This is a genomic window from Burkholderia sp. (assembly GCF_018375725.1).
In the GTDB taxonomy this organism is placed as follows: domain Bacteria; phylum Pseudomonadota; class Gammaproteobacteria; order Burkholderiales; family Burkholderiaceae; genus Burkholderia.
The window spans coordinates 1-18,361 of sequence record NZ_JAHACR010000053.1; the positions used below are offsets into that span (position 1 = coordinate 1).

The 18,361-nt window shown below is 64.9% G+C and carries 21 protein-coding genes and 1 pseudogene; 11 read left to right on the forward strand and 11 right to left on the reverse strand.

All coding sequences use genetic code 11. The annotated features are described in order from the left end of the window. The 4 genes from KH616_RS09360 to KH616_RS09375 all read left to right on the forward strand — a co-directional run. Positions 1 to 411: FimD/PapC C-terminal domain-containing protein (locus KH616_RS09360; RefSeq protein ID WP_292242153.1), on the forward strand; the 411-nt coding region annotated here is incomplete at its 5' end. A gap of 10 nt (positions 412 to 421) precedes the next feature. Next, entirely contained in the window at positions 422 to 967 is a 546-nt protein-coding gene (locus KH616_RS09365) for a hypothetical protein (RefSeq protein WP_292242154.1), read from the forward strand. A gap of 45 nt (positions 968 to 1,012) precedes the next feature. After that, positions 1,013 to 1,915 carry a fimbria/pilus chaperone family protein gene (locus KH616_RS09370; RefSeq protein WP_292242155.1) on the forward strand — a complete coding sequence of 301 codons (903 nt, stop codon included), beginning with the start codon at positions 1,013 to 1,015 and terminating at the stop codon, positions 1,913 to 1,915. Positions 1,916 to 2,135: 220 nt separating this feature from the next. Then, on the forward strand, positions 2,136 to 3,044 hold the full coding sequence (locus KH616_RS09375) for a DUF1120 domain-containing protein (protein ID WP_292242157.1): 909 nt from the start codon (positions 2,136 to 2,138) through the stop codon (positions 3,042 to 3,044). Between the two features lie 133 nt (positions 3,045 to 3,177). On the opposite strand, the gene gshA is transcribed toward KH616_RS09375, so the two are convergent. The 3 genes from gshA to ada form a co-directional block, all read right to left on the reverse strand. Continuing rightward, positions 3,178 to 4,791, reverse strand: a complete 1,614-nt coding sequence (gene gshA / locus KH616_RS09380; RefSeq protein WP_292242159.1) for a glutamate--cysteine ligase — start codon at positions 4,789 to 4,791, stop codon at positions 3,178 to 3,180. Between the two features lie 322 nt (positions 4,792 to 5,113). Next, positions 5,114 to 6,061 carry an AlkA N-terminal domain-containing protein gene (locus tag KH616_RS09385; protein WP_292242161.1) on the reverse strand — a complete coding sequence of 316 codons (948 nt, stop codon included), beginning with the start codon at positions 6,059 to 6,061 and terminating at the stop codon, positions 5,114 to 5,116. Beyond that, positions 6,058 to 7,143, reverse strand: a complete 1,086-nt coding sequence (gene ada, locus KH616_RS09390; RefSeq protein WP_292242162.1) for a bifunctional DNA-binding transcriptional regulator/O6-methylguanine-DNA methyltransferase Ada — start codon at positions 7,141 to 7,143, stop codon at positions 6,058 to 6,060. The genes KH616_RS09385 and ada overlap by 4 nt, the downstream gene beginning before the upstream one ends. A gap of 410 nt (positions 7,144 to 7,553) precedes the next feature. On the opposite strand from ada, the gene KH616_RS09395 reads away from it, so the two are divergent. After that, on the forward strand, positions 7,554 to 7,967 hold the full coding sequence (locus KH616_RS09395) for a VOC family protein (RefSeq protein WP_292242165.1): 414 nt from the start codon (positions 7,554 to 7,556) through the stop codon (positions 7,965 to 7,967). 22 nt (positions 7,968 to 7,989) lie between these two features. Here KH616_RS09395 and KH616_RS09400 read toward each other — a convergent pair whose 3' ends face one another. The 3 genes from KH616_RS09400 to speG all read right to left on the reverse strand — a co-directional run bounded on the left by KH616_RS09400 (position 7,990) and on the right by speG (position 10,047). Further along, the gene (locus KH616_RS09400; RefSeq protein ID WP_292242167.1) at positions 7,990 to 8,544 is read right to left on the reverse strand and encodes a YaeQ family protein; all 555 of its coding nucleotides are present in this window, start codon (positions 8,542 to 8,544) and stop codon (positions 7,990 to 7,992) included. Between the two features lie 166 nt (positions 8,545 to 8,710). After that, on the reverse strand, positions 8,711 to 9,055 hold the full coding sequence (sap1, locus tag KH616_RS09405) for a surface attachment protein Sap1 (protein ID WP_292242169.1): 345 nt from the start codon (positions 9,053 to 9,055) through the stop codon (positions 8,711 to 8,713). 449 nt (positions 9,056 to 9,504) lie between these two features. Further along, a complete protein-coding gene (gene speG, locus KH616_RS09410) occupies positions 9,505 to 10,047 on the reverse strand; it encodes a spermidine N1-acetyltransferase (protein ID WP_292242172.1) in 543 nt (180 codons plus the stop codon). Between the two features lie 156 nt (positions 10,048 to 10,203). Here speG and KH616_RS09415 point away from each other — a divergent pair, with 156 nt between their 5' ends. The 4 genes from KH616_RS09415 to KH616_RS09430 all read left to right on the forward strand — a co-directional run bounded on the left by KH616_RS09415 (position 10,204) and on the right by KH616_RS09430 (position 12,453). Next, entirely contained in the window at positions 10,204 to 10,374 is a 171-nt protein-coding gene (locus tag KH616_RS09415) for a hypothetical protein (RefSeq protein WP_292242174.1), read from the forward strand. Between the two features lie 103 nt (positions 10,375 to 10,477). Then, a complete protein-coding gene (locus tag KH616_RS09420) occupies positions 10,478 to 10,717 on the forward strand; it encodes a DUF2795 domain-containing protein (protein ID WP_292242176.1) in 240 nt (79 codons plus the stop codon). 124 nt (positions 10,718 to 10,841) lie between these two features. Continuing rightward, positions 10,842 to 12,197, forward strand: a complete 1,356-nt coding sequence (locus KH616_RS09425) for a diguanylate cyclase (protein ID WP_292242178.1) — start codon at positions 10,842 to 10,844, stop codon at positions 12,195 to 12,197. A gap of 124 nt (positions 12,198 to 12,321) precedes the next feature. Further along, positions 12,322 to 12,453: a hypothetical protein gene (locus KH616_RS09430; protein ID WP_292242180.1), complete on the forward strand. Its 132-nt coding sequence runs from the start codon at positions 12,322 to 12,324 to the stop codon at positions 12,451 to 12,453. A gap of 124 nt (positions 12,454 to 12,577) precedes the next feature. Here KH616_RS09430 and mnmE read toward each other — a convergent pair whose 3' ends face one another. Beyond that, positions 12,578 to 13,978 (reverse strand): tRNA uridine-5-carboxymethylaminomethyl(34) synthesis GTPase MnmE, encoded by a 1,401-nt coding sequence (gene mnmE / locus KH616_RS09435; protein ID WP_292242183.1) that lies wholly within the window; start codon positions 13,976 to 13,978, stop codon positions 12,578 to 12,580. A 339-nt stretch (positions 13,979 to 14,317) separates the two neighbouring features. On the opposite strand from mnmE, the gene KH616_RS09440 reads away from it, so the two are divergent. Further along, positions 14,318 to 14,740 carry a transcriptional regulator gene (locus KH616_RS09440; RefSeq protein ID WP_292243576.1) on the forward strand — a complete coding sequence of 141 codons (423 nt, stop codon included), beginning with the start codon at positions 14,318 to 14,320 and terminating at the stop codon, positions 14,738 to 14,740. Between the two features lie 234 nt (positions 14,741 to 14,974). Here the strand turns inward: KH616_RS09440 and yidC are convergent. The 4 genes and pseudogenes from yidC to rpmH form a co-directional block, all read right to left on the reverse strand. Next, a pseudogene (gene yidC, locus KH616_RS09445) lies at positions 14,975 to 16,630 on the reverse strand (membrane protein insertase YidC). 8 nt (positions 16,631 to 16,638) lie between these two features. Then, positions 16,639 to 16,905 carry a membrane protein insertion efficiency factor YidD gene (gene yidD / locus KH616_RS09450; protein WP_292243577.1) on the reverse strand — a complete coding sequence of 89 codons (267 nt, stop codon included), beginning with the start codon at positions 16,903 to 16,905 and terminating at the stop codon, positions 16,639 to 16,641. 76 nt (positions 16,906 to 16,981) lie between these two features. After that, on the reverse strand, positions 16,982 to 17,446 hold the full coding sequence (gene rnpA / locus KH616_RS09455) for a ribonuclease P protein component (RefSeq protein ID WP_292242185.1): 465 nt from the start codon (positions 17,444 to 17,446) through the stop codon (positions 16,982 to 16,984). Positions 17,447 to 17,461: 15 nt separating this feature from the next. Then, positions 17,462 to 17,596, reverse strand: coding sequence for a 50S ribosomal protein L34 (gene rpmH, locus KH616_RS09460; protein ID WP_004198824.1), 135 nt, complete (start codon positions 17,594 to 17,596; stop codon positions 17,462 to 17,464). Between the two features lie 421 nt (positions 17,597 to 18,017). On the opposite strand from rpmH, the gene KH616_RS09465 reads away from it, so the two are divergent. Continuing rightward, positions 18,018 to 18,361 (forward strand): DnaA N-terminal domain-containing protein (locus KH616_RS09465; protein WP_292243574.1); only part of this gene is annotated, 344 nt, incomplete at its 3' end.

The window sequence follows — 18,361 nt, forward strand, 5'->3', positions numbered from 1 at the left end:
GTCGGCAGCCTGCCGGCCTATACGGAAACCAACACCATCGTGCGGACGAAGGTGTTGCCACACAACCTCGAAGTCACGGACGGCTATTCGGAACTCAGGGCAGGCCGCGGGTCCGTCAACTTCATCCGCGTCCACCTCAGAAAAATCAGCCGGCTTCTCCTCAACGTGCGCACCCACGACGGCCAGCCGCTTCCACTCGGTACCTCGATCCGTGACGACCAGGACAAGTACGTGACCACGTCAGTCGGCGACGGCACGGTATTTCTCGAGCGGCACACATCCGGCACGTTGTTCGCCGGACTGCCGAATGGCGAGCGATGCCGGCTGACCTTCGAGCCGCCCGCCAGCTCGGATCAGGACACCGCGTTGACCACCGTCGACGCGCTATGCACGCACACTCACGTCCACTGAGAGAACGCTCATGCCTCTTCATCGCACGCTCCTGCTCGCCGTGCTGATCGCGTCCGGCTCCACCGCATACGCAGACGACTGCACCGTCGATCTCGACGACGCACGCGCCGATTTCGGCAGCGTCTTCGGCGCGCGGATCGGCGACGGTCATGGCGCCATCGAGCGGCCGATCGCGTCGATTGCACGCACACTCACCGTTCGCTGCGATCGGGCGCAGCCGCTGTCGGTCCGGCTCGACGCCACGTCCACATCGAATGACGCGATCCCGCTCGGACAAGTCGCGAGCGCCATGCTGACCGTCACGCGGATCATGCTCGACGGCAAGGCCGTCGGCGCCCGCATCGTTTCGCCGACCGCGCCGCCGCGTTCCGGTTTTCCGCCTTTTCCCTATCAACCCGGCGACACGCTCGCGCCGACGCTCGCGGATCAACCCATCGCCGGAAGACAGCTCGATATCGCGCTAAGCATCGACGTCCTTCGCACCGGTGAAGCGCCGTTGAACCAGGCGACCACCGTCACCTCCGACGCGCGCTTTCGTCTGCTGTCGCCCCGTTGACGCACACCGGATTCCTTCCCTCCTTCCCTTTCATACCTGATGCCCATGAACGCCATCAAATATCTGCCGTTGCTCGTCGCCTGTTCCCTGCTGCCCTTCGCTCCGTCGCTCGCACGGGCAAGCGGAATGGTCCCTGCCACCTCCGTCGTCCTCATCGACGAGGCCGACGGAGAATCCACGATGCAGGTCAAGAACACGGACGACAAACCCGCTCTGCTCTACACGATTGTCGAGCACGTGCCCGACGACAAGGAAACGCTGTTCACCGTTACACCGCCGATCGCGCGTGTCGATCCCGGCCAGACACAGCTGGTCCGCTTTATCCTGACCAACCGTACGCCGCTGAAGACCGAACGCCTCGCGCGGGTGATCTTCGACAGCATCGGCGAGCGCAAGGACCCGAGCCTCAATACCGTTTCGGTGCGGATCCGCCAGAACCTGCCGGTCATCATCCATCCGAAGGGCATGCCGATCGAACGCGAACCGTGGAAGCGTCTGAAATGGCGCGCGGAAGACGGCAAGCTGCGCGTGACCAACGACAGCCCCTACGTGGTCCGCCTCGGCGCCACGCTGGAAATCCTGCCGATGAAGAAGCCCGCGATGCTGCCCAACACCTACATCCTGCCCGGGCAATCGACGTACGTGATGATGCCGAAGGGCAACGCGACGCCTGCCGCGAACGGAAAAAATCCCGGCGGCAACGCCAACGAGAAAGCAAAGCTCACCGAGCTTCTTCAACTCTACGGCGGCGCAACGAGTGTCAAATTCCAGCCGGCGACGAGCTACGGCTACGTGACGACGCCGCATCAGGCCTCCATCGACTTCGCTGTTGCGCCAGAAGCGCCTGCGTCGCCGGCCGCTGCATCGAACTCCGGCTCGAAAGCTGCGCAGCATGCCGTACGGAATATCGACGTCACCGGCACGCCGCCACGGCAGCCGGCGCCGTGACACACGCCGGTGCGTTTTCGCGATCGAATTCGATACATCGCTTCACTAGGCGATCCGATTAACGGCCGTTTTTACGAATTATCCGAATCCGATTTCTATATCTGATATCAAATTCAGACGATGCTCATATAAATCGGATTACCTAATATATAGACTTTCTCTCCGATTGTTCATGGGCGATCTTTCACGCGCCAATGCAATCTACTTTAATGAGAAATTTATGAAGCGTACTCATCTGATCCAGTCTGCCGCGGCTCTCGCGATCGGCGCCGTGCTGACGAGCGTCGCACCGTCGTCTTTCGCACAGTCGACGACCCTGGCCATCACCGGCCAGATCGTTCCGCCCGCCTGCACACCGGCATTCGCCGGTGGCAATACCATCGATTTCGGCAAGGTTACGCCGCGCGCCGATTTCGCCCAGGTAGGCGAGAAACGCACGACGCTCACGATCACCTGCACGTCGCCGTCGTTCATCGCATTCAAGGTGACCGACAACCGTGAAGGCACGCAGGTCACCCAAGGCGAACTCGGCAGCGCGGCCAACACGATCGGCAGCTGGCTCGTGCCTAACGTGGTGGGCCCGGGCGGCGGAATCATGGGCTGGAACAACCAGCTTTTCGGCCTTGGCAAGTCGACCAAGGGCGCGAAGATCGGCGCGTATTCGATGCAACTGGGCGCGGCCAAGGTAAGCGGCTCCGACAGCTTCCTGGGCGTCACGAACCTGGTCACGACGACGGGCGTGTCGTTGTCCGACTGGATGCCGCTTGTGGGTGGCATCGGCGATTCGACATACAAAGCGATCGCCGCGATGATCCCCGGGTTCAATGGCTCGCACGGCCTCTGGGTTACCCGAAGCGGTCTGGGCGGAACGATCGGGACCACGTTCACCGGAGACACCGGGCTGTACGTCGCGAAGGGCTTCAAGTACACGGCCGTCAACAGCATGAACGCCGGTAATTTGGGTTCGCTCATGCACGTGGTCGGCGGCGGCGTTGCCAACGCGACGAACGGCACCCGCTTCACATTCCCGATCACGGTCCGCGCGATGCTCAACTCGGCGGGCGTGCTTGGTACCGGCACGGCCGAGAAGCTCGACGGTCTCGCGACATTCGACCTCGTCTATATCTGATCGCCGGATGCGTCGTCTGCAGAAACGGTTTGTCGGCCAGACGCACTACGCGAACCGGCAATGCGGGCGACGCAGGAGTGGCAAGTGACAGCGGCACAACGTGCCGCTGTGTCGCGCATCGGCGCGCGCGTCGTCAGACGCTGAAGCGGTTCAGCGTATACGCGCGATAAGCCGCGACAAACGCATCGAACGATCCGCCTTCCTTCGCTTCCAGCTCCGCCTGCTCGGCCAGCGACTGTGCGGCCAGCGCCGCAGCTGCCTGCGCATCGGCATCGGCGAGCGGCCGCGCGCGGAAATACGCGGCATGCGCCTCGCTTTGCGCACGCGCAAACGCGAGGAACGACTGGCCGTTGTCGCGCATCGTGCGCAGCACGCGTGCAGACGGCGTCCGCTCCGGATCGGCCAGCTTCTCCCTCTGCACCGCAATCGCGCGCACATGCGCATTGTCGCCGCGGATCTCATCGAGACGGCGGCCGACAATCTCGACCTTCGCCATCACCTCGTCCGCCCATGCCTGCATCGCGACCGGACTGCCGTCGCGCGACAGCGCGAGACCGGGCTTGCGCCCTTCCATCGTCACGCTGCCGAAGTTCGCATTGGCTTCCTTGTACGCATCGCCGTCGAATGCGGGGCTCGCGTCGAGCGCGCACGTCAGCAGATACGCATCGAGGAAACGTGCGGTCTCGAGCGAAATGCCGGTCGGTTCGAACGGATCGATGTCGAGACAGCGCACTTCGATGTACTGGACACCGCGCGACGCGAGCGCGTGCAGCGGACGCTCGCCCGAGTAGGTCACCCGCTTCGGCCGGATCGTCGAGTAGAACTCGTTCTCGATCTGCAGTACGTTCGTGTTGATCTGAATCCACTCGCCGTCGCGATGTGTACCGATCGCCTCATAGGGCGGATACGGCTCGCTCACCGCCTTCGACAATGCATCGAGGTAGCCTTGCAGCGTGTTGTAGTCTGCCTGCAGCGCCGCTTGCGCGGTCGTATTCGAATAGCCGAGATCACTCATCCGCAGGCTCGTCGCATACGGACGGTACAGCGTGTCGGCATCGAACGACTCGAGCGTATTCGGCCGGCCGCGCAGGAATCGCGCGTCGAGCGCCGGCGACGCGCCGAACAGATACATCAGCAGCCAGCTCGTGCGGCGGTAATTGCGGATCAGCGCGAGATAGCGCTCCGACTGATAGTCGACGAGCGTGGCGGTCGACCCCTCTTCCGCATGCAGGCGACGCCACACTTCCTCATGCAGCGAGTAGTTGTAGTGGATGCCGGCAATGCATTGCATCGTGCGGCCATAACGATAGGCGAGACCGCGCCGGTACACCGTCTTCAATCGGCCGATGTTCGACGTGCCGTAATCGGCGATGGGAATCTCGTCGTCGGCGGGCAGCAGGCCCGGCATCGAGTCGTTCCACAGCATCTCGTCGCCGAGCGATGCATAAACCAGGCGATGCAGTTCGTCGAGACGTTCGAGCGTCAGCGACGCGTCGGGCTCGGCCGGCGTGATCAGTTCGAGCAACGCCTCGGAATAGTCGGTCGTCAACGACGGATGCGTGAGCGCCGAGCCAAGCACGCGCGGGTGCGGCGTGAGCGCGATCATCCCGTCACGCGTCACGCGCAGGCTTTCCTTCTCGATGCCGCGCAGGCCGTCGGGCAGATGCTGTCGCGTCGGGCCGGTGCTCAGCGCGTCGAGGCGAGTCAGCAGCAAATCGGTCTGGCGGAAAGTCATGGTGTTCGGCATGGATGCGCAAGTGCGGGCCAGCCGCGCGTGGAACGCTCACGCGTGGCCGGACAGGATTGTCGGTCGCTTAGTGGGTAGCGGGCACTTTAACATCTCGTCGTGACGCGCGCTTGAGGCGGCGCCGGGCGAGGCGCGCCGAACCCGACAGGGCGCAGGACGGCATACGCGTATGGCGACGCGGCCGCGGCGAAACGTCTGCTGGAACGCCGAACGCACCACGCAAGCGACTTTGCGCGACGGTCGGATTTCGGACTGCTGCGGAGGAAAGACGGGGGCGGAGTTTGCCGTTTGCATTCACGCATCATCGCCGATGCACGCCGGCTCAACCGCCCCGCGCCGCGCCGGCCCGATCGGCAACGTCGTTCCACAGATGCAGCGCCGCGTACGCACGCCACGGCCGCCAGTCCTCGCTGCGACGCTTCTGGCTCGCCAGCCGGTCGAGCGCCGGATCGCGCGCGGCGATCGACTGCATCAGCACGAGATCCGACGCGGGCCACGCATCCGGATCGCGCCACGCGCGCATCGCGATGTATTCGACCGTCCACGGGCCGATGCCGGGCAAGTCGAGCCAGGCCTGACGCAGCGCCGCCAGATCCGCATGCGCCGGATCGAGCGGCACGTCGCCCGCCGCGACCGCGCGCGCCATCCCGGCCAACGCCGCGGCCCGCTTGCCGGGCATGCCGATCCCGTCAAGATCGCACGCCGCGAGCGCATCGGGCGTCGGGAAGCGCCACGCCGGCAAATCATCGTCCCCGGACGCGACGCGCTCACCCGCGCGCGCGACGAGCCGGCCGACGATCGTCGTCGCCGCCTTCACGCTGACCTGCTGACCGACGATGGCGCGCACCGCCAACTCAAAGCCCGACCACGCGCCGGGCACCCGCAACCCCGGCGCGACGGCAACGAGCGGTGCGAACCAAGGGTCGCGCGACAATTGCGCGCCGATGGCGGCCGGATCCGCGCAGAGATCGAACATCGCCGCGATCCGCTGGGCGAATGCGTCGTCGACATGGCTGGCGGCCGCGCCTTCGACGGTGGCGACGAGGCAGTGCTTGCGCGGATGGCGATGCACGGTCAGCCGGCCCGGCTCGCCGCCATGCTCGACGATCCGCCGATAGACGCCGTCCGTCACCTGCTCGACGCCGGGAATGGCCCGCCCGCTGAAGAAACGCAGCACACGCGCCCAGTCGTAGGGCGCCCTGAAACGCAATTCGAGTTGCGCGGATGGCGACGCGCAGGCGCCATTTGCGGTGAGGATGGCGGTGCTCACGCTGCGTGGTCCTCTGCGAGGGCGCTCTCGCCACGCGTACGATCCGCCTCGGCCGCGAGCAGCGCCGCCTTGCGGCGCAACCCCCAGCGATACCCGGCAAGCGCGCCGCCTTTCTGCACGACACGATGACAGGGAATCGCGAGCGCGACCGGATTCGACGCGCAAGCGGATGCGACCGCCCGCACCGCGCGCGGCGCGCCGAGCGCATCGGCGATGTCCGTATAGCTGCGTGTCTCGCCGTAAGGAATGCTGGTCAACGCCGCCCATACACGCTGCTGGAATGCGGTCGGCGCGATGTCGAGCGGGAGGTCGAAGGTGCGGCGCGTGCCGTCCAGGTAGGCGTCGATCTGCGCGACGAACGGTGCGATTCGCTCCATCGACTCGACCAGTTCGGCCCGCGTGAACGTGTCCTTCAGCGCGTCGACGAGCTGTCCGGCATCGTCGCCGAACGCGATCCGGCAGATGCCTTGTGCCGTGGCGGCGACGAGCACCGTACCCAGCGAGGTCTGCGCGGTCGCGTAATCGATCCTGAGGCCCGCGCCCTGGCGACGGAACGCCGAAGGCGCCATTCCCAGCTCGCGCGGCACCGACGCATAGAGCCGCGACGGCGAACCGAATCCCGCGTCGACGGCCGCCTGCGTCACGGGCTGCCCGCTTTGCAATGCTTGCCTGAGCGCCGCGCCGCGCTGCGCGGCCTGGTACTGGCGTGGCGACACGCCGACCACCCGCTTGAAGAGCCGCTGCAGATGGAACGGGCTGACATGGACCGCATCGCTCAGTTGCGCGAGCGTGAGCCGCTCCGGATGCGCATCGAGCACCGCGCACGCGCGATTGACGAGTTCGAGCTCGCGCGGCAACCCTTCCGGCTGGCAGCGCTTGCACGGCCGGAACCCGGCTGCGCGGGCGGCGGCCGTATCGTGGAAAAACGTCACATGTTCACGCCGCGGCAACCGCGACGCGCAGGTCGGACGGCAGAACACGCCGGTCGTCCGCACGGCGTAATAGAACGCCCCGTCCGCCTGGGGATCGCGGCCCGTCACGGCCGCCCATCGGGCGTCGTCGGTCGAATAGGCGGATTTCATCGTAGCCTCGCATTCTCAGTGTAGACGGTGCCTACTCTAGCCAGCGGCGCGCACCGTGGCGCCCTGATTCTTGCTCTGTCATTCGCTGTCGCGACACGGGCGCCCCGCGCACCATAGCGGCCTGGCCGGATCCACCATGAACGAATCGCCATCGTGTCACCGTACATTTGATGCGGCGCAGAGGTGCGACAGATCGCCGCCCTGACGTTTTTTTGCACAAAATTTATTGCGACGCACCATTGCGATGTGTATAGTTGGATCTGTCTCCTCCATGTCTCCTCCTGATATGGATTAAGCCCGTTCTCCGGAACGGGCTTTTTTTCGTCCATCGATTTTGCCTCGTTCGCTCGGGCGCTGCCGGCATCCTGGTCTACACTCGATGAAACCGGCCTGCGAAGGAGCGCCCGTTCATGAAACCGACCATCCGCGGAATCGATCACGTCGTGCTGCGCGTGACCGACATGGCCGCGATGACACGCTTTTACTGCGATGCCGTCGGCTGCCGCGTGGAAAAGGAACAGCCGGATCTCGGCCTCGTGCAGCTGCGCGCAGGCGATGCGCTGATCGACCTGCTGGCCGTCGGCGCACAAATCGACCGCCCCGACAGCGGGCCGCCCGGCGCCGGACGCAATCTCGATCATCTATGCCTGCGCATCGAGCCGTTCGATCCGCAGGCGCTCACCGCGCACTTCGCCGCCCACGGCGCACAGCCCGGCGCAACCCAGGAGCGCTACGGCGCCGACGGCTACGGTCCGTCGATCTACCTGTTCGATCCCGAAGGCAACATGCTGGAGTTGAAAGGGCCTTCGCCGTCCGCCGCGTAAGCGCGGCCGCCCCGCCGACAGGTCACGCGTCGGCGCGCGCCTTGAGAGTCGTCCACTCGACGGCGACCGGGTCGTGATCCGCGCTCGAGATCCATGCCGCGCCGTCCTGTACCGTGCACTGCAGCCGCATCGTGCGTTCGGCGAGCCGTCCGAGCGCCGTCGCGACGCCGTCGGCCAGCGACAGCACCTGCACGTTGCGCAGCCGCTCGACCTTGCTGCGCACGCCCTGCCACCAGATATCCGACGTCCTGCCGCCGTATGCGATCACCGTCACCTGACCGGCGCGGCCGGCCGCCTTCGCGATGCGACGCTCGTCGGGCTGGCCGACATCGATCCACACGTCGATCGCGCCGGTCAGGTCCTTCTGCCAAAGATCCGGCTCGTCGGTGTCCGACAGTCCTTTGCAGAATTCGAGCCGCTCGTGTGCGAACAGCGCGAATGCGACGATGCGCACCATCATCCGCTCGCTGGTTTCGGACGGATGGCAGGCAACCGTCAGCGCGTGATCGGCGTAGTAATGCCGATCCATGTCGGCGATTTGCAGTTCGGCTTTGTAGATCGTGGATTTGAGCGCCATGCGGGGGAGGCCCTGACGGGCAACGATTCGGGTCGGGCCGTGATGGTACCGAAAGCCCGGCGACTGCCGCGTGATACGCACAGCGCAACGGCCCGGCATGCAGCCGGGCCGCGTTCGCCGCGCCGGCCCGTGAACCGGACGGCGCATGCATTCAGGAGATCAGGCGTTACTTCTTGATGAAGCGCGAATCGGTCCAGAGACCTTGCTGATCGCTGTTGTCCGCGCTGACGAATTGCACGTCGCCCTCATCGACCGCCACGACACGAAAGCGCTGGCCCTCCGGCACCGACAGGCAACGGTAGTCGTCGAAGTACTGCTGCCTTGCCTGCGACTGGCCGTCCCGCTCATGACTCAATACGGAATCCAGATTATCTTTCGACAGGCAGCCCCATGCGTTGCCCGTCAGCTGGATTTCCTGCCGCGGCTTGACGCTGTCGCCTTCTGCCCGGGCGATCGACACGACCGCCAATGCACCGACAAGCGCAAGAAAAACACCGGTTCGCTTCATCATGTTCGGTCTCCATGCTCGCGGGCACCAAGCCAAGGTTAGCTATGTGTTTAAAGGTGATCGTGAACCCGCGTTTTCGATCGTAGGAAACCGCCTGACGATAGCAAGCGAATTAGTTGTGCGATCGCAACAGCCGCGCCCGGGGCCGCCACGCGCGCAGCCCGCTTCCACGGGCGACAATCCACGCGATCCAGCCCCATCTATCAGCGCGACTGCCGCAACGCATTGTCCGGCAAGGCGCTCCGCGAAACGTCATCGTTCCCGTTGAACGGGTCGGATTACCCGGTTCGCTATCCTGCGCATTTTGGTGCGCCGCACATAAAGTCATTCGAAAGGCGCCGCCCGGCGCATCGCCGCGGCACGCGTTCCGGGATACAGGGACGACGCCGGGTCAGGAAATACCCGGCATGCCCACCGCCCGCATACCGCCGGGCCGGCACCGCTGCAACGCGTCAAACCGCGTGTTGCAGCTCGAAGTAATCGCGCTGGAACATGCACATCCGGTACGCGTTGTGATAAGCCCCGTTACCGAAGAATTCCTCGATCAATTCGGCTTCGCGCCGGAATCCGCACTTCTCGTAAATGTGGATCGCCGCCGCATTCGACGTATCAACGATCAGGTAGAGCTTGCGCAGATTCAGCACCTTGAATGCATACGCAACCGCGAGACGCGTCGCCTGGCCCGCATAGCCCCGCCCCTGACACTGCGGCGCGATGATGATCTGGAATTCGCCGCGGCGATGGATGTAATCGAGTTCGATCAGTTCGACGAGGCCGACCAGCTCGCCCGCCGCGTCGACCGCGACGAAACGGCGCTCGCGCTGGTCATGCACGTGCTGGTCGTAGAGTTGCGACAGCTCTGCGAAGGTTTCGTAAGGTTCCTCGAACCAGTAGCGCATGATCTTGGCGTCATTGTTCAGTTCATGAACGAAGCGCAGATCCTGACGTTCGAGCGGCCGCAGCGACAACGTGAATGTCTTGTCTTGTAGTTGCATGGTAATGATCCTTATGTCATGCGTTGCCGGAATGCGAAACGCGCCTGTCCGGTGCATGCCCGACAGACCCCGTTACACACCGTAAGAAAACGAACGTGAGCACGGTTCAGAGCCTAAAATAAAAAAAGGGTTCCTGGCGTCGTCATGGAGGCTATCGTGATCGAGCAAGTGATTCTCGGTGTCTTTCTGGTGCTGCCGCTCGTGATCGTGGCTGTACTGTTTTCCGATGAACTCTGGCAGGAACATCGGCGCCAGCATCCGCGCGACGAAACCGCACCGCACATCGACTGGAAGCACCCGTGGCGACGGGTGCGGCGCGGACACTAAATACCCTCACCGCTGCCGGTTCGCGCACGCCGGCCGGGTATGGCGACGTCTCGCAACGGCACACACCGTTTCGATCCGATCGCGAGGCGACGACGTGAAGCACATGCCATCCCCCCGGAAGCCCGATATTCCGCACGAAACAATCGACCTGCAGATCGCCGACGTGCTCGCCGCCGTCATTTATCCCGCGAACAAGGACACGATCGTCGATGCCGCACGCGATGCGGGCGCGAGCAACGACGTGCTGACCATGCTCGACGGGCTCCCCGAGCAGGATTACGCGGATATCGACGCGGTCACGCACTGGATCGCCGGCAACTACGGGCCGGGGCTCGGGGTTTGAACCCGGGCGGCCGACGCGATACGATCGCGACATATCCGTTGGACATTCCGGCCGGGGCGGCCGCCACGACGCACACATCCGGATCCGTCGTTCGGACGCGGACGCGCGCAATCGCGGAGAGTACATGGAAGGCATTCTGATCCAGCACACCTCGCGCCGGCAGTTATGGTTCGGTGCGCTGACGGCACTCTTGATCGCGTTCGCGCTCGGGATCGCCGCACCCAATGCGAACGTCGATCTGCCCGTCGTCGAACCGTTCATGCCGATGTGCGCGCTGACCGTGTTTACGACCGCGTGCCTCGCGGCATTCTTCCTCGCCGCGCAATTCACGGTGACGCGGCAACCGGTGCTCGGCGCGCTCGGCGGCGCCTACGCCTTCACCGCACTCGCCGTCGCGTTGCAGCTGCTGACGTTTCCCGGCGTGTTCGCGCCGCACGGCCTGCTCGGCGCGCGCCCGCAAAGCGCTGCGTGGATGTGGATCTTCTGGCATGCAGGCTTTCCCGGTTTCGTGATGCTCGCGCTGCTCGCGCGCGAGCGTCTGGCCCATGTGAGCATCAGCGCCCAGCGAACCCGCTGGTGGACGATCGCACTGGTCGGCGGCCCCGCCGTCGTCGCTGCGCTGCTGTGCCTGCTCGCCGTGAAGGCGCCATTGCCGCCCGCATTCCGGCCGCCCGGCGACGCAAGCGTGCTGCCGGTCGGCGCAACGGTGTTCGCCGTGTGGGCAGTCAACGCGGCCGCCGTCGCCGCCGTGCTGTACACCGGCAGGCTGCGCACGACACTCGACCTGTGGCTCGCGATCGCCGTGCTCGCATGCCTCACCGACACCACGCTGAACCTGATGACCACAAGCCGCTTCACGGTCGGCTGGTATCTCGCGCGCGTATTCAGCATGTTCACGCCCGGCGTCATCGTATGCGTGCTCGCATGGGAGGTGACGGTGCTCTATCAGCGCCTGTTCGAAGCGCACACGACGCTGTTGCGCTCATCCGTGCGCGATGGCCTGACGGGCGTCTACAACCGCAGCCATTTCAACGACCATTTCCATCTGCTGTTTCTGCAGGCGCGGCGGCAGAACGAACCGCTGTCGCTGCTGATGGTCGACGTCGATCACTTCAAGGCCTACAACGATGCGTTCGGTCACGTGAAGGGCGATGCCTGCCTGATCGCGATCGCAGGCGCGCTGACGGGCGTCGTGCACCGGCCGGCGGATCTCGTCGCGCGCTACGGCGGCGAGGAGTTCGCGATCGTGCTGCCGAACACCGGGCCGCGCGGCGCGCGGCTCGTCGCGGAAGAGGCGCGTGAAGCGGTGCTGCGGCTCAACCTGGCGGAGAATACGCCTGCCGGGCGCGTGACCGTCAGCGTCGGCTGTGCGACGGCCGATCCGGGCGAACTGACCATGCCCGATGCACTGATCGAAGCCGCCGACGGCGCGCTGTACCGCGCGAAGGATACTGGCCGCAACCGGATCGCGACCGTTTGATCGCTGACGACGGCGGCGATAATGCGCCGTTACGCAACGCATCGTTGGGAAACCATTTCTTACAGCCGCGGCGCGGGGCGCTCGCTATGCTGGGCGCACATTGATCCTGAGCGGGTGACGCGCCATGAAAACCCTGTTACTGATTCTCGGTGTCGCCGCCGCCACGCTGCTGAGCGGCTGCATCGTCGCACCGTATGACGGCTACTACTACGGTGGCGGCGGCTATCACCACCATCATCATCGCGACTGGGACTGAGATCGCTGACGCGTGCGAGGCGTGATTCGGCATGCCTCGCACGCGTGCCAATGCGTTCCGATGCGGGAGACGCATGCGCGAACGCGTCGGGCAGCGCCTGGCAATCGCGCCGTGTGCTTCGCGACTACTTCCCGATACAGAATCGACTGAAAATCACCCCGAGCAGATCGTCCGACGTGAACTCGCCGGTGATCGAATTCAACTGCTCCTGCGCCAGCCGCAACTCCTCAGCGAACAGGTCGAGCGACTGCGCCCGCTGCGCCGCGTGATCCGCCGCCTGCGCCAGATGATCCTGCGCCGCGCGCAGTGCAATCAGGTGCCGCTCGCGCGCCAGATACACGCTTTCCGCACCCGCCTGCCAGCCAGCGATCCGCAGCAATTCTCCGCGCAGCAGGTCGATCCCGTCGCCGCGCTTCGCCGACAGATGCACTTCGCAGAGATCCTTGCCCGCCGCGCCGTCCGCGCGCACGACCGATGCCGGCGCACCGGTCAGGTCCGTCTTGTTCAGCACCCGCACCACCGGCACGCCTTCGGGAAACCGCGCCGCGATCGAGTCGTCGTCGGCCGTCATCCCCGAACGCGCGTCGAGCAGATGCAGCACGACGTCCGCCAGCTCGATCTCGCTCCACGTGCGCGCAATGCCGATCCGCTCGACTTCGTCCTCGGTCTCGCGCAACCCGGCCGTATCGATGATGTGCAGCGGAATCCCCTCGACCTGAATCGTCTGCGCAACCTTGTCGCGCGTCGTGCCGGCGATCGGCGTGACGATCGCGAGCTCCGCACCGGCCAGCGCGTTCAGCAACGACGACTTGCCGACGTTCGGCTGCCCCGCGAGCACGACCGACAACCCCTCGCGCAAGAGCGCGCCCTGCCGCGCATCGCCGAGCACATGCGCGAGCTGCGCGCGGATGTGCGCAAGCTTGCCGCGCGCATCCGCCGCCTCGAGAAAATCGATTTCCTCTTCGGGGAAATCGAGCGTCGCTTCGACCAGCATCCGCAGGTTGATCACGTCGTCGACGAGCGCATGGATCTGCCGCGAGAACGCGCCGTCGAGCGAGCGGCCGGCCGAGCGCGCCGCCGCCTCGGTGCTCGCCTCGATCAGGTCCGCAACCGCCTCGGCCTGCGCAAGGTCGAGCTTGTCGTTCAGGAACGCACGCCGCGTGAATTCGCCCGGCTCCGCGAGCCGCAAACCGAATTGGCGCCCGGCATCGAGGCAACGCTGCAGCAATAGCTGCATCACGATCGGACCGCCGTGCCCCTGAAGTTCGAGCACATGCTCGCCGGTATACGAATGCGGCGCGGGAAAATAAAGCGCGATGCCGCGATCGAGCGGCGCGCCGTGCTCATCGAGGAACGGCACGTAGCTCGCATGACGCGGCGAGAGACGCTGCCCGCACAACGCGTCGATCAGCGGCAGCGCCGCCGCTTCGCCGCCTCGCCCGAACGACACCCGGACAACACCGATCCCGCCCCGGCCGGAAGCGGTGGCAATGGCGACGATCGGATCGGAATCGGTAGCAAGCATGGCAGTCGGATGGTCTGGCAGGAAAACGGCCGGCCCGCGCGGCAGCGCGGACATCGGAACGCCGGCATTGTAGCGTGCCGGCGTCTTCGGTACCGCCCGCATCGGGATCGGATCGCGGGTTCGGACCGCCGCCAGCTTATCTCAATTAAGATAAGATAAATCATAGATAGATGCGAGCCTGCCGGCGCCGGCTCCAGGTTGATATGCCGTTCGACAGCGGAATGCGGTCGTTTCAATACCATCCGCGCAACCCGGTGTTAGCCCGGCATTACCTTTAATGAGATAATGTTATCCCTGCCGGTTGTCTGGGGCGTGTCGGTCGAAATGCACAATCGAGCCATGCCGACACCCGAAGAAAAATCGGCGTTCACGGAACGTCTGAAATTCGCCTTGTTGCGCAGCCCGGAGAAAGTCACGGGCGCGACGGAACTTGCGCTGCATTTCAATCTCCGCCATCACGGCGAGCACCCGATATCGCCGCAAACGGCGCACAAATGGCTGACGGGGCGCACGATTCCGACGCAGGACAAGCTGAAGACGCTCGCGGACTGGCTCCGCGTCGATCTCCACTGGCTGCACTACGGGCCGCCGCCGAATGCCGCCGCGCGCTCGACACCCCAACCGCTGCCGCGCGACGAGCGCTATCCGCCGACACCCGAAACGATCGAGCTCGCATCGAAAATCGAGGCGCTGTCGCCGCATCACCGTTACCTCGTTCAGGAATTGATCGAGCAGTTTTACGGCGAGATGGCCAAGCGCTGAGCAGCGCAACGGCGTCGGGCTGCCGAAAACCGCCTCATCCGGATCGCCGGCCGTCCGCAACCGGCCGTCCGCAACAGCGCCTTCGAAACGGGTAGTCGCGACCGACCATTCGCAAGGCCGTCCGCAACCGGTCTCCTCAAAACAAAAAGCCGCGTGGCACGAGGCCACGCGGCTTTTTCTCATCGACCGGGCCGGTCACGCGGGCGGATACGCTCCGCCCCGCACCGGCTACCGTCAGGCGGCTTTCTTCTTCGCGCCGATCGTCCGGGTAATGTAGTACTGCTGTGCGATCGACAGCACGTTGTTCACGACGTAGTACAGCACGAGACCCGCCGGGAAGAAGAAGAACATCACCGAGAATGCGATCGGCATGAACATCATCATCTTGGCCTGTACCGGATCCGGCGGCGTCGGGTTCAGCTTGGTCTGCACGAACATCGAGACGGCCATCAGCACCGGCAGGATGAAGAACGGATCGCGCTGCGACAGGTCGTGAATCCACAGAATCCATGGCGCGCCGCGCATTTCGACCGAGGCGAGCAGCACCCAGTACAGCGAGATGAACACCGGAATCTGGATCACGACCGGCAGGCAGCCGCCGAACGGATTGACCTTCTCGGTCTTGTACAGCTCCATCAGCGCGGCGTTCATCTTCTGCGGATCGCCCTTGAAGCGTTCGCGCAGCGCCTGCATGCGCGGCGTGATTTCCTTCATGCGCGCCATCGACTTGTAGCTCGCCGCCGACAGCGGGAAGAACACCGCCTTGATCAGCACCGTCAGCAGGACAATCGCCCAGCCCCAGTTGCCGACGAAACCGTGGATCTTCTCGAGCAGCCAGAACAGCGGCTTCGCGATGATCGTCACCCAGCCGTAGTCCTTCACCAGCTCGAGACCCGGCGCGACGCTTTCGAGCATGCGCTCTTCTTCCGGACCGGCGAACAGGCGCGCCGACACGTCGACCGACTGGCCCGGCGCGATCGCCGCAACCGGCTGCTTCACGCCGACGCGGTACAGCGTCGGATCGATCTTGCCAGCGTAGATGTCACGCTTCGCGCCCTGCTGCGGAATCCAGGCCGATGCGAAGTAGTGCTGCACCATCGCGACCCAGCCGTTATCCGCGGACTTCTCGTAGCTGGCCTTGTCCTTGTCGAGATCGCCGAAGTCGATCTTCTGGAAATGCTTCGCATCCGTGTAGACCGCCGGGCCGAGGAACGTGTGCGAGAACATCGGCGTCTCGACCGGCGTGTTGTCGCGTACGAGTTCCATGTAGACCGTCGGGGACACCGGCGCTGTGCCGACGTTCTCGATCTTCGTGTCGACACCGATCACGAAGCTGCCGCGCGTGAACGTATACGTCTTCACGACCTTCACGCCGCCCTTGACCGGCGACTAGAACGACAGCTTCAGCGTGTTCTGGTCGCCCGGCAGCGTCGTTGCGCCGCCGACCTGCGTGAAGACGTCGTTGTGGTTCGGGAAGTCGCCGCCGAGCAGGCCCGTGCGCGCGAGGTACGTGTGGCCCGCGCCGTGATCGAACAGCGTGATGTAGAGGTCGGGCTGCTTGCCGCCGCCGGACTTCTTCAGCGTCAGCTTCGCGAGCGTGCCGCCGCGCGTGTCGATCTCGCCGTCGTATACATCGGTCGAGAACTTCACCAGCTGGGCCTGCGCGGCCGGCGTGGTCGTCGCGGGCGCAGCGCCGGCGGTCGCGGCCGGCAGATCGCCGGCGGTCGTCGTGCCCGCGCCGGACGCGCCGCTTGCGGCAGTCGCGTTGGTCGTCTGCGTGACGTTCGGGAAGAACATCGACTGGCGTCCGTGCGATCGCTGCCAGTTGTCATACAGCATGACAGCTGACATGAAGAAGATCACCCATAGGACGGTGCGTTTGATATCCATGCGTTGTCTCAGAGTCGATGGGACTGCGCTTCGGCATCGCCGCGAGCGCGCGTGTCGGAGGTGGGCGGCGGAACGAGATCGATGCCGCCCGCGGAAAACGGGTGGCACCGGCATAGTCGCCTGGCGGCAAGATACGTGCCGCGCGCGGCGCCATGATACTGGATTGCCTCGCGCGCGTAATCCGAACAAGACGGATAAAAACGGCAACGGTTGCCGAGCAGCGGACTCACGGCAACCTTGTAGAAGCGCAGCAAGGCGATCAATACCGTTTGCATAGCAAGACAGCGCAGGTTCGGCGCCATGTCAGAGCCGGCCGGGCAGGCGCGAACGCCGCCACGGCGAGCGAATGCGTCACTCGGACGCGGGCTTCGCCGTGCGGCGCACGATTTCCCGGGCGGCCTTGTCGAGCAGCTCGCGAATCTCGTCGGCGCACATCGCCCCGAGCGCGGCGGATGCCGCACTCGGATGCACCTTCTTGTCGAAGCGCGTGTGCTGCCGCAGCAACAGGTCGAACCCGGCGAACTCGGCCCGACGCACGCGAAACGCTTCGCGTGCAAGCCGCTTCACCAGGTTGCGCGTCACTGCGCGCGGCGCGTACTTCTTGCCGACGACCAGTCCCAAACGCGAGGGCTGGCCCGTCGGCTTGCCGTAGATCACGAAGTGCGCGGAGCGCCGCCACGGACGCAAACGAAAAACGGATGAAAATTCATCCGTTTTCAGAAGTCGCGCAGCTTTGGGAAAGACGGCTTTCGCTTGCAACGGATTCGCACCCGGCTCGACAGCAGCCTTGCCCGCAGGACTGCGGACGGCGGTCACAGCGCGCAACCCGCCTTAGATGGCGAGGCGCTTGCGGCCCTTCGCGCGGCGAGCGTTGATGACCTTGCGGCCACCTGCCGTCTTCATGCGGACACGGAAGCCATGGGTGCGCTTGCGGCGAGTCACGGACGGTTGGTAGGTACGTTTCATGATGCTCTCACTTGTTCGAGAATGTCGGGAAATCAGGGACCGCGTGCCCTTACACCAAGGCCTTCGGGCGAACGCAATCGCCGGAAATACAGGATTGGTTTTCGCGGAACCCGTTATTTAAACCGTTTTTCTCTTGACGGTCAATACGTTAGAAGCGATTCGATGGCCGCCTGTGGATATGATCCGGCCCCGCGACCCACACGACACCCCTGTGGATAACTCACGCTGTGACCGCTTTTGGCGGTAGAATCTCGCGTTATCTCCAAGAATCCCGCACGCCGCTTCGGCTCGCGCCCGCCTCCGGAATCCTCTGTGACGCAGGCGCCCGAGACATGCTCGCACGACCGCTTCGGGCCTTGTTGCGCATTCGCGACAAGGGCGCCGGCGAGCCATTGTGCACCGAAATAACGACCGCAACTTGATGAACGATTTCTGGCAACACTGTTCCGCCCTGCTGGAGCGCGAATTGACGCCCCAGCAGTACGTGACGTGGATCAAACCCTTGGCCCCGGTCGCTTTCGATGCCGCAGCGAACACGCTGTCCATCGCCGCACCGAACCGCTTCAAGCTGGATTGGGTCAAGAGCCAGTTTTCGGGCCGGATCTCGGATCTGGCCCGCGATTTCTGGAAGGCGCCGATCGATGTCCAGTTCGTCCTCGATCCGAAGGCCGGCATGCGCGGCGGCGCCGCTGCACCGCTGACGCCGCGCGCCCCGCTGCCTGCATCCGGTCCGGCCGCCACGGTGGCCGCCATCGCCGCCAGCAT

Excerpts from the sequence above, each read along its gene's own strand:
- KH616_RS09365 (WP_292242154.1), top strand. The coding sequence starts at position 422 with ATGCCTCTTCATCGCACGCTCCTGCTCGCCGTGCTGATCGCGTCCGGC.
- KH616_RS09370 (WP_292242155.1), top strand. The coding sequence starts at position 1,013 with ATGAACGCCATCAAATATCTGCCGTTGCTCGTCGCCTGTTCCCTGCTG.
- KH616_RS09375 (WP_292242157.1), top strand. The coding sequence starts at position 2,136 with ATGAAGCGTACTCATCTGATCCAGTCTGCCGCGGCTCTCGCGATCGGC.
- gshA (WP_292242159.1), bottom strand. The coding sequence starts at position 4,791 with ATGCCGAACACCATGACTTTCCGCCAGACCGATTTGCTGCTGACTCGC.
- ada (WP_292242162.1), bottom strand. The coding sequence starts at position 7,143 with ATGAAATCCGCCTATTCGACCGACGACGCCCGATGGGCGGCCGTGACG.
- KH616_RS09395 (WP_292242165.1), top strand. The coding sequence starts at position 7,554 with ATGAAACCGACCATCCGCGGAATCGATCACGTCGTGCTGCGCGTGACC.
- KH616_RS09400 (WP_292242167.1), bottom strand. The coding sequence starts at position 8,544 with ATGGCGCTCAAATCCACGATCTACAAAGCCGAACTGCAAATCGCCGAC.
- sap1 (WP_292242169.1), bottom strand. The coding sequence starts at position 9,055 with ATGATGAAGCGAACCGGTGTTTTTCTTGCGCTTGTCGGTGCATTGGCG.
- speG (WP_292242172.1), bottom strand. The coding sequence starts at position 10,047 with ATGCAACTACAAGACAAGACATTCACGTTGTCGCTGCGGCCGCTCGAA.
- KH616_RS09420 (WP_292242176.1), top strand. The coding sequence starts at position 10,478 with ATGCCATCCCCCCGGAAGCCCGATATTCCGCACGAAACAATCGACCTG.
- KH616_RS09425 (WP_292242178.1), top strand. The coding sequence starts at position 10,842 with ATGGAAGGCATTCTGATCCAGCACACCTCGCGCCGGCAGTTATGGTTC.
- KH616_RS09430 (WP_292242180.1), top strand. The coding sequence starts at position 12,322 with ATGAAAACCCTGTTACTGATTCTCGGTGTCGCCGCCGCCACGCTGCTG.
- mnmE (WP_292242183.1), bottom strand. The coding sequence starts at position 13,978 with ATGCTTGCTACCGATTCCGATCCGATCGTCGCCATTGCCACCGCTTCC.
- KH616_RS09440 (WP_292243576.1), top strand. The coding sequence starts at position 14,318 with ATGCCGACACCCGAAGAAAAATCGGCGTTCACGGAACGTCTGAAATTC.
- yidD (WP_292243577.1), bottom strand. The coding sequence starts at position 16,905 with ATGCAAACGGTATTGATCGCCTTGCTGCGCTTCTACAAGGTTGCCGTG.
- rpmH (WP_004198824.1), bottom strand. The coding sequence starts at position 17,596 with ATGAAACGTACCTACCAACCGTCCGTGACTCGCCGCAAGCGCACCCAT.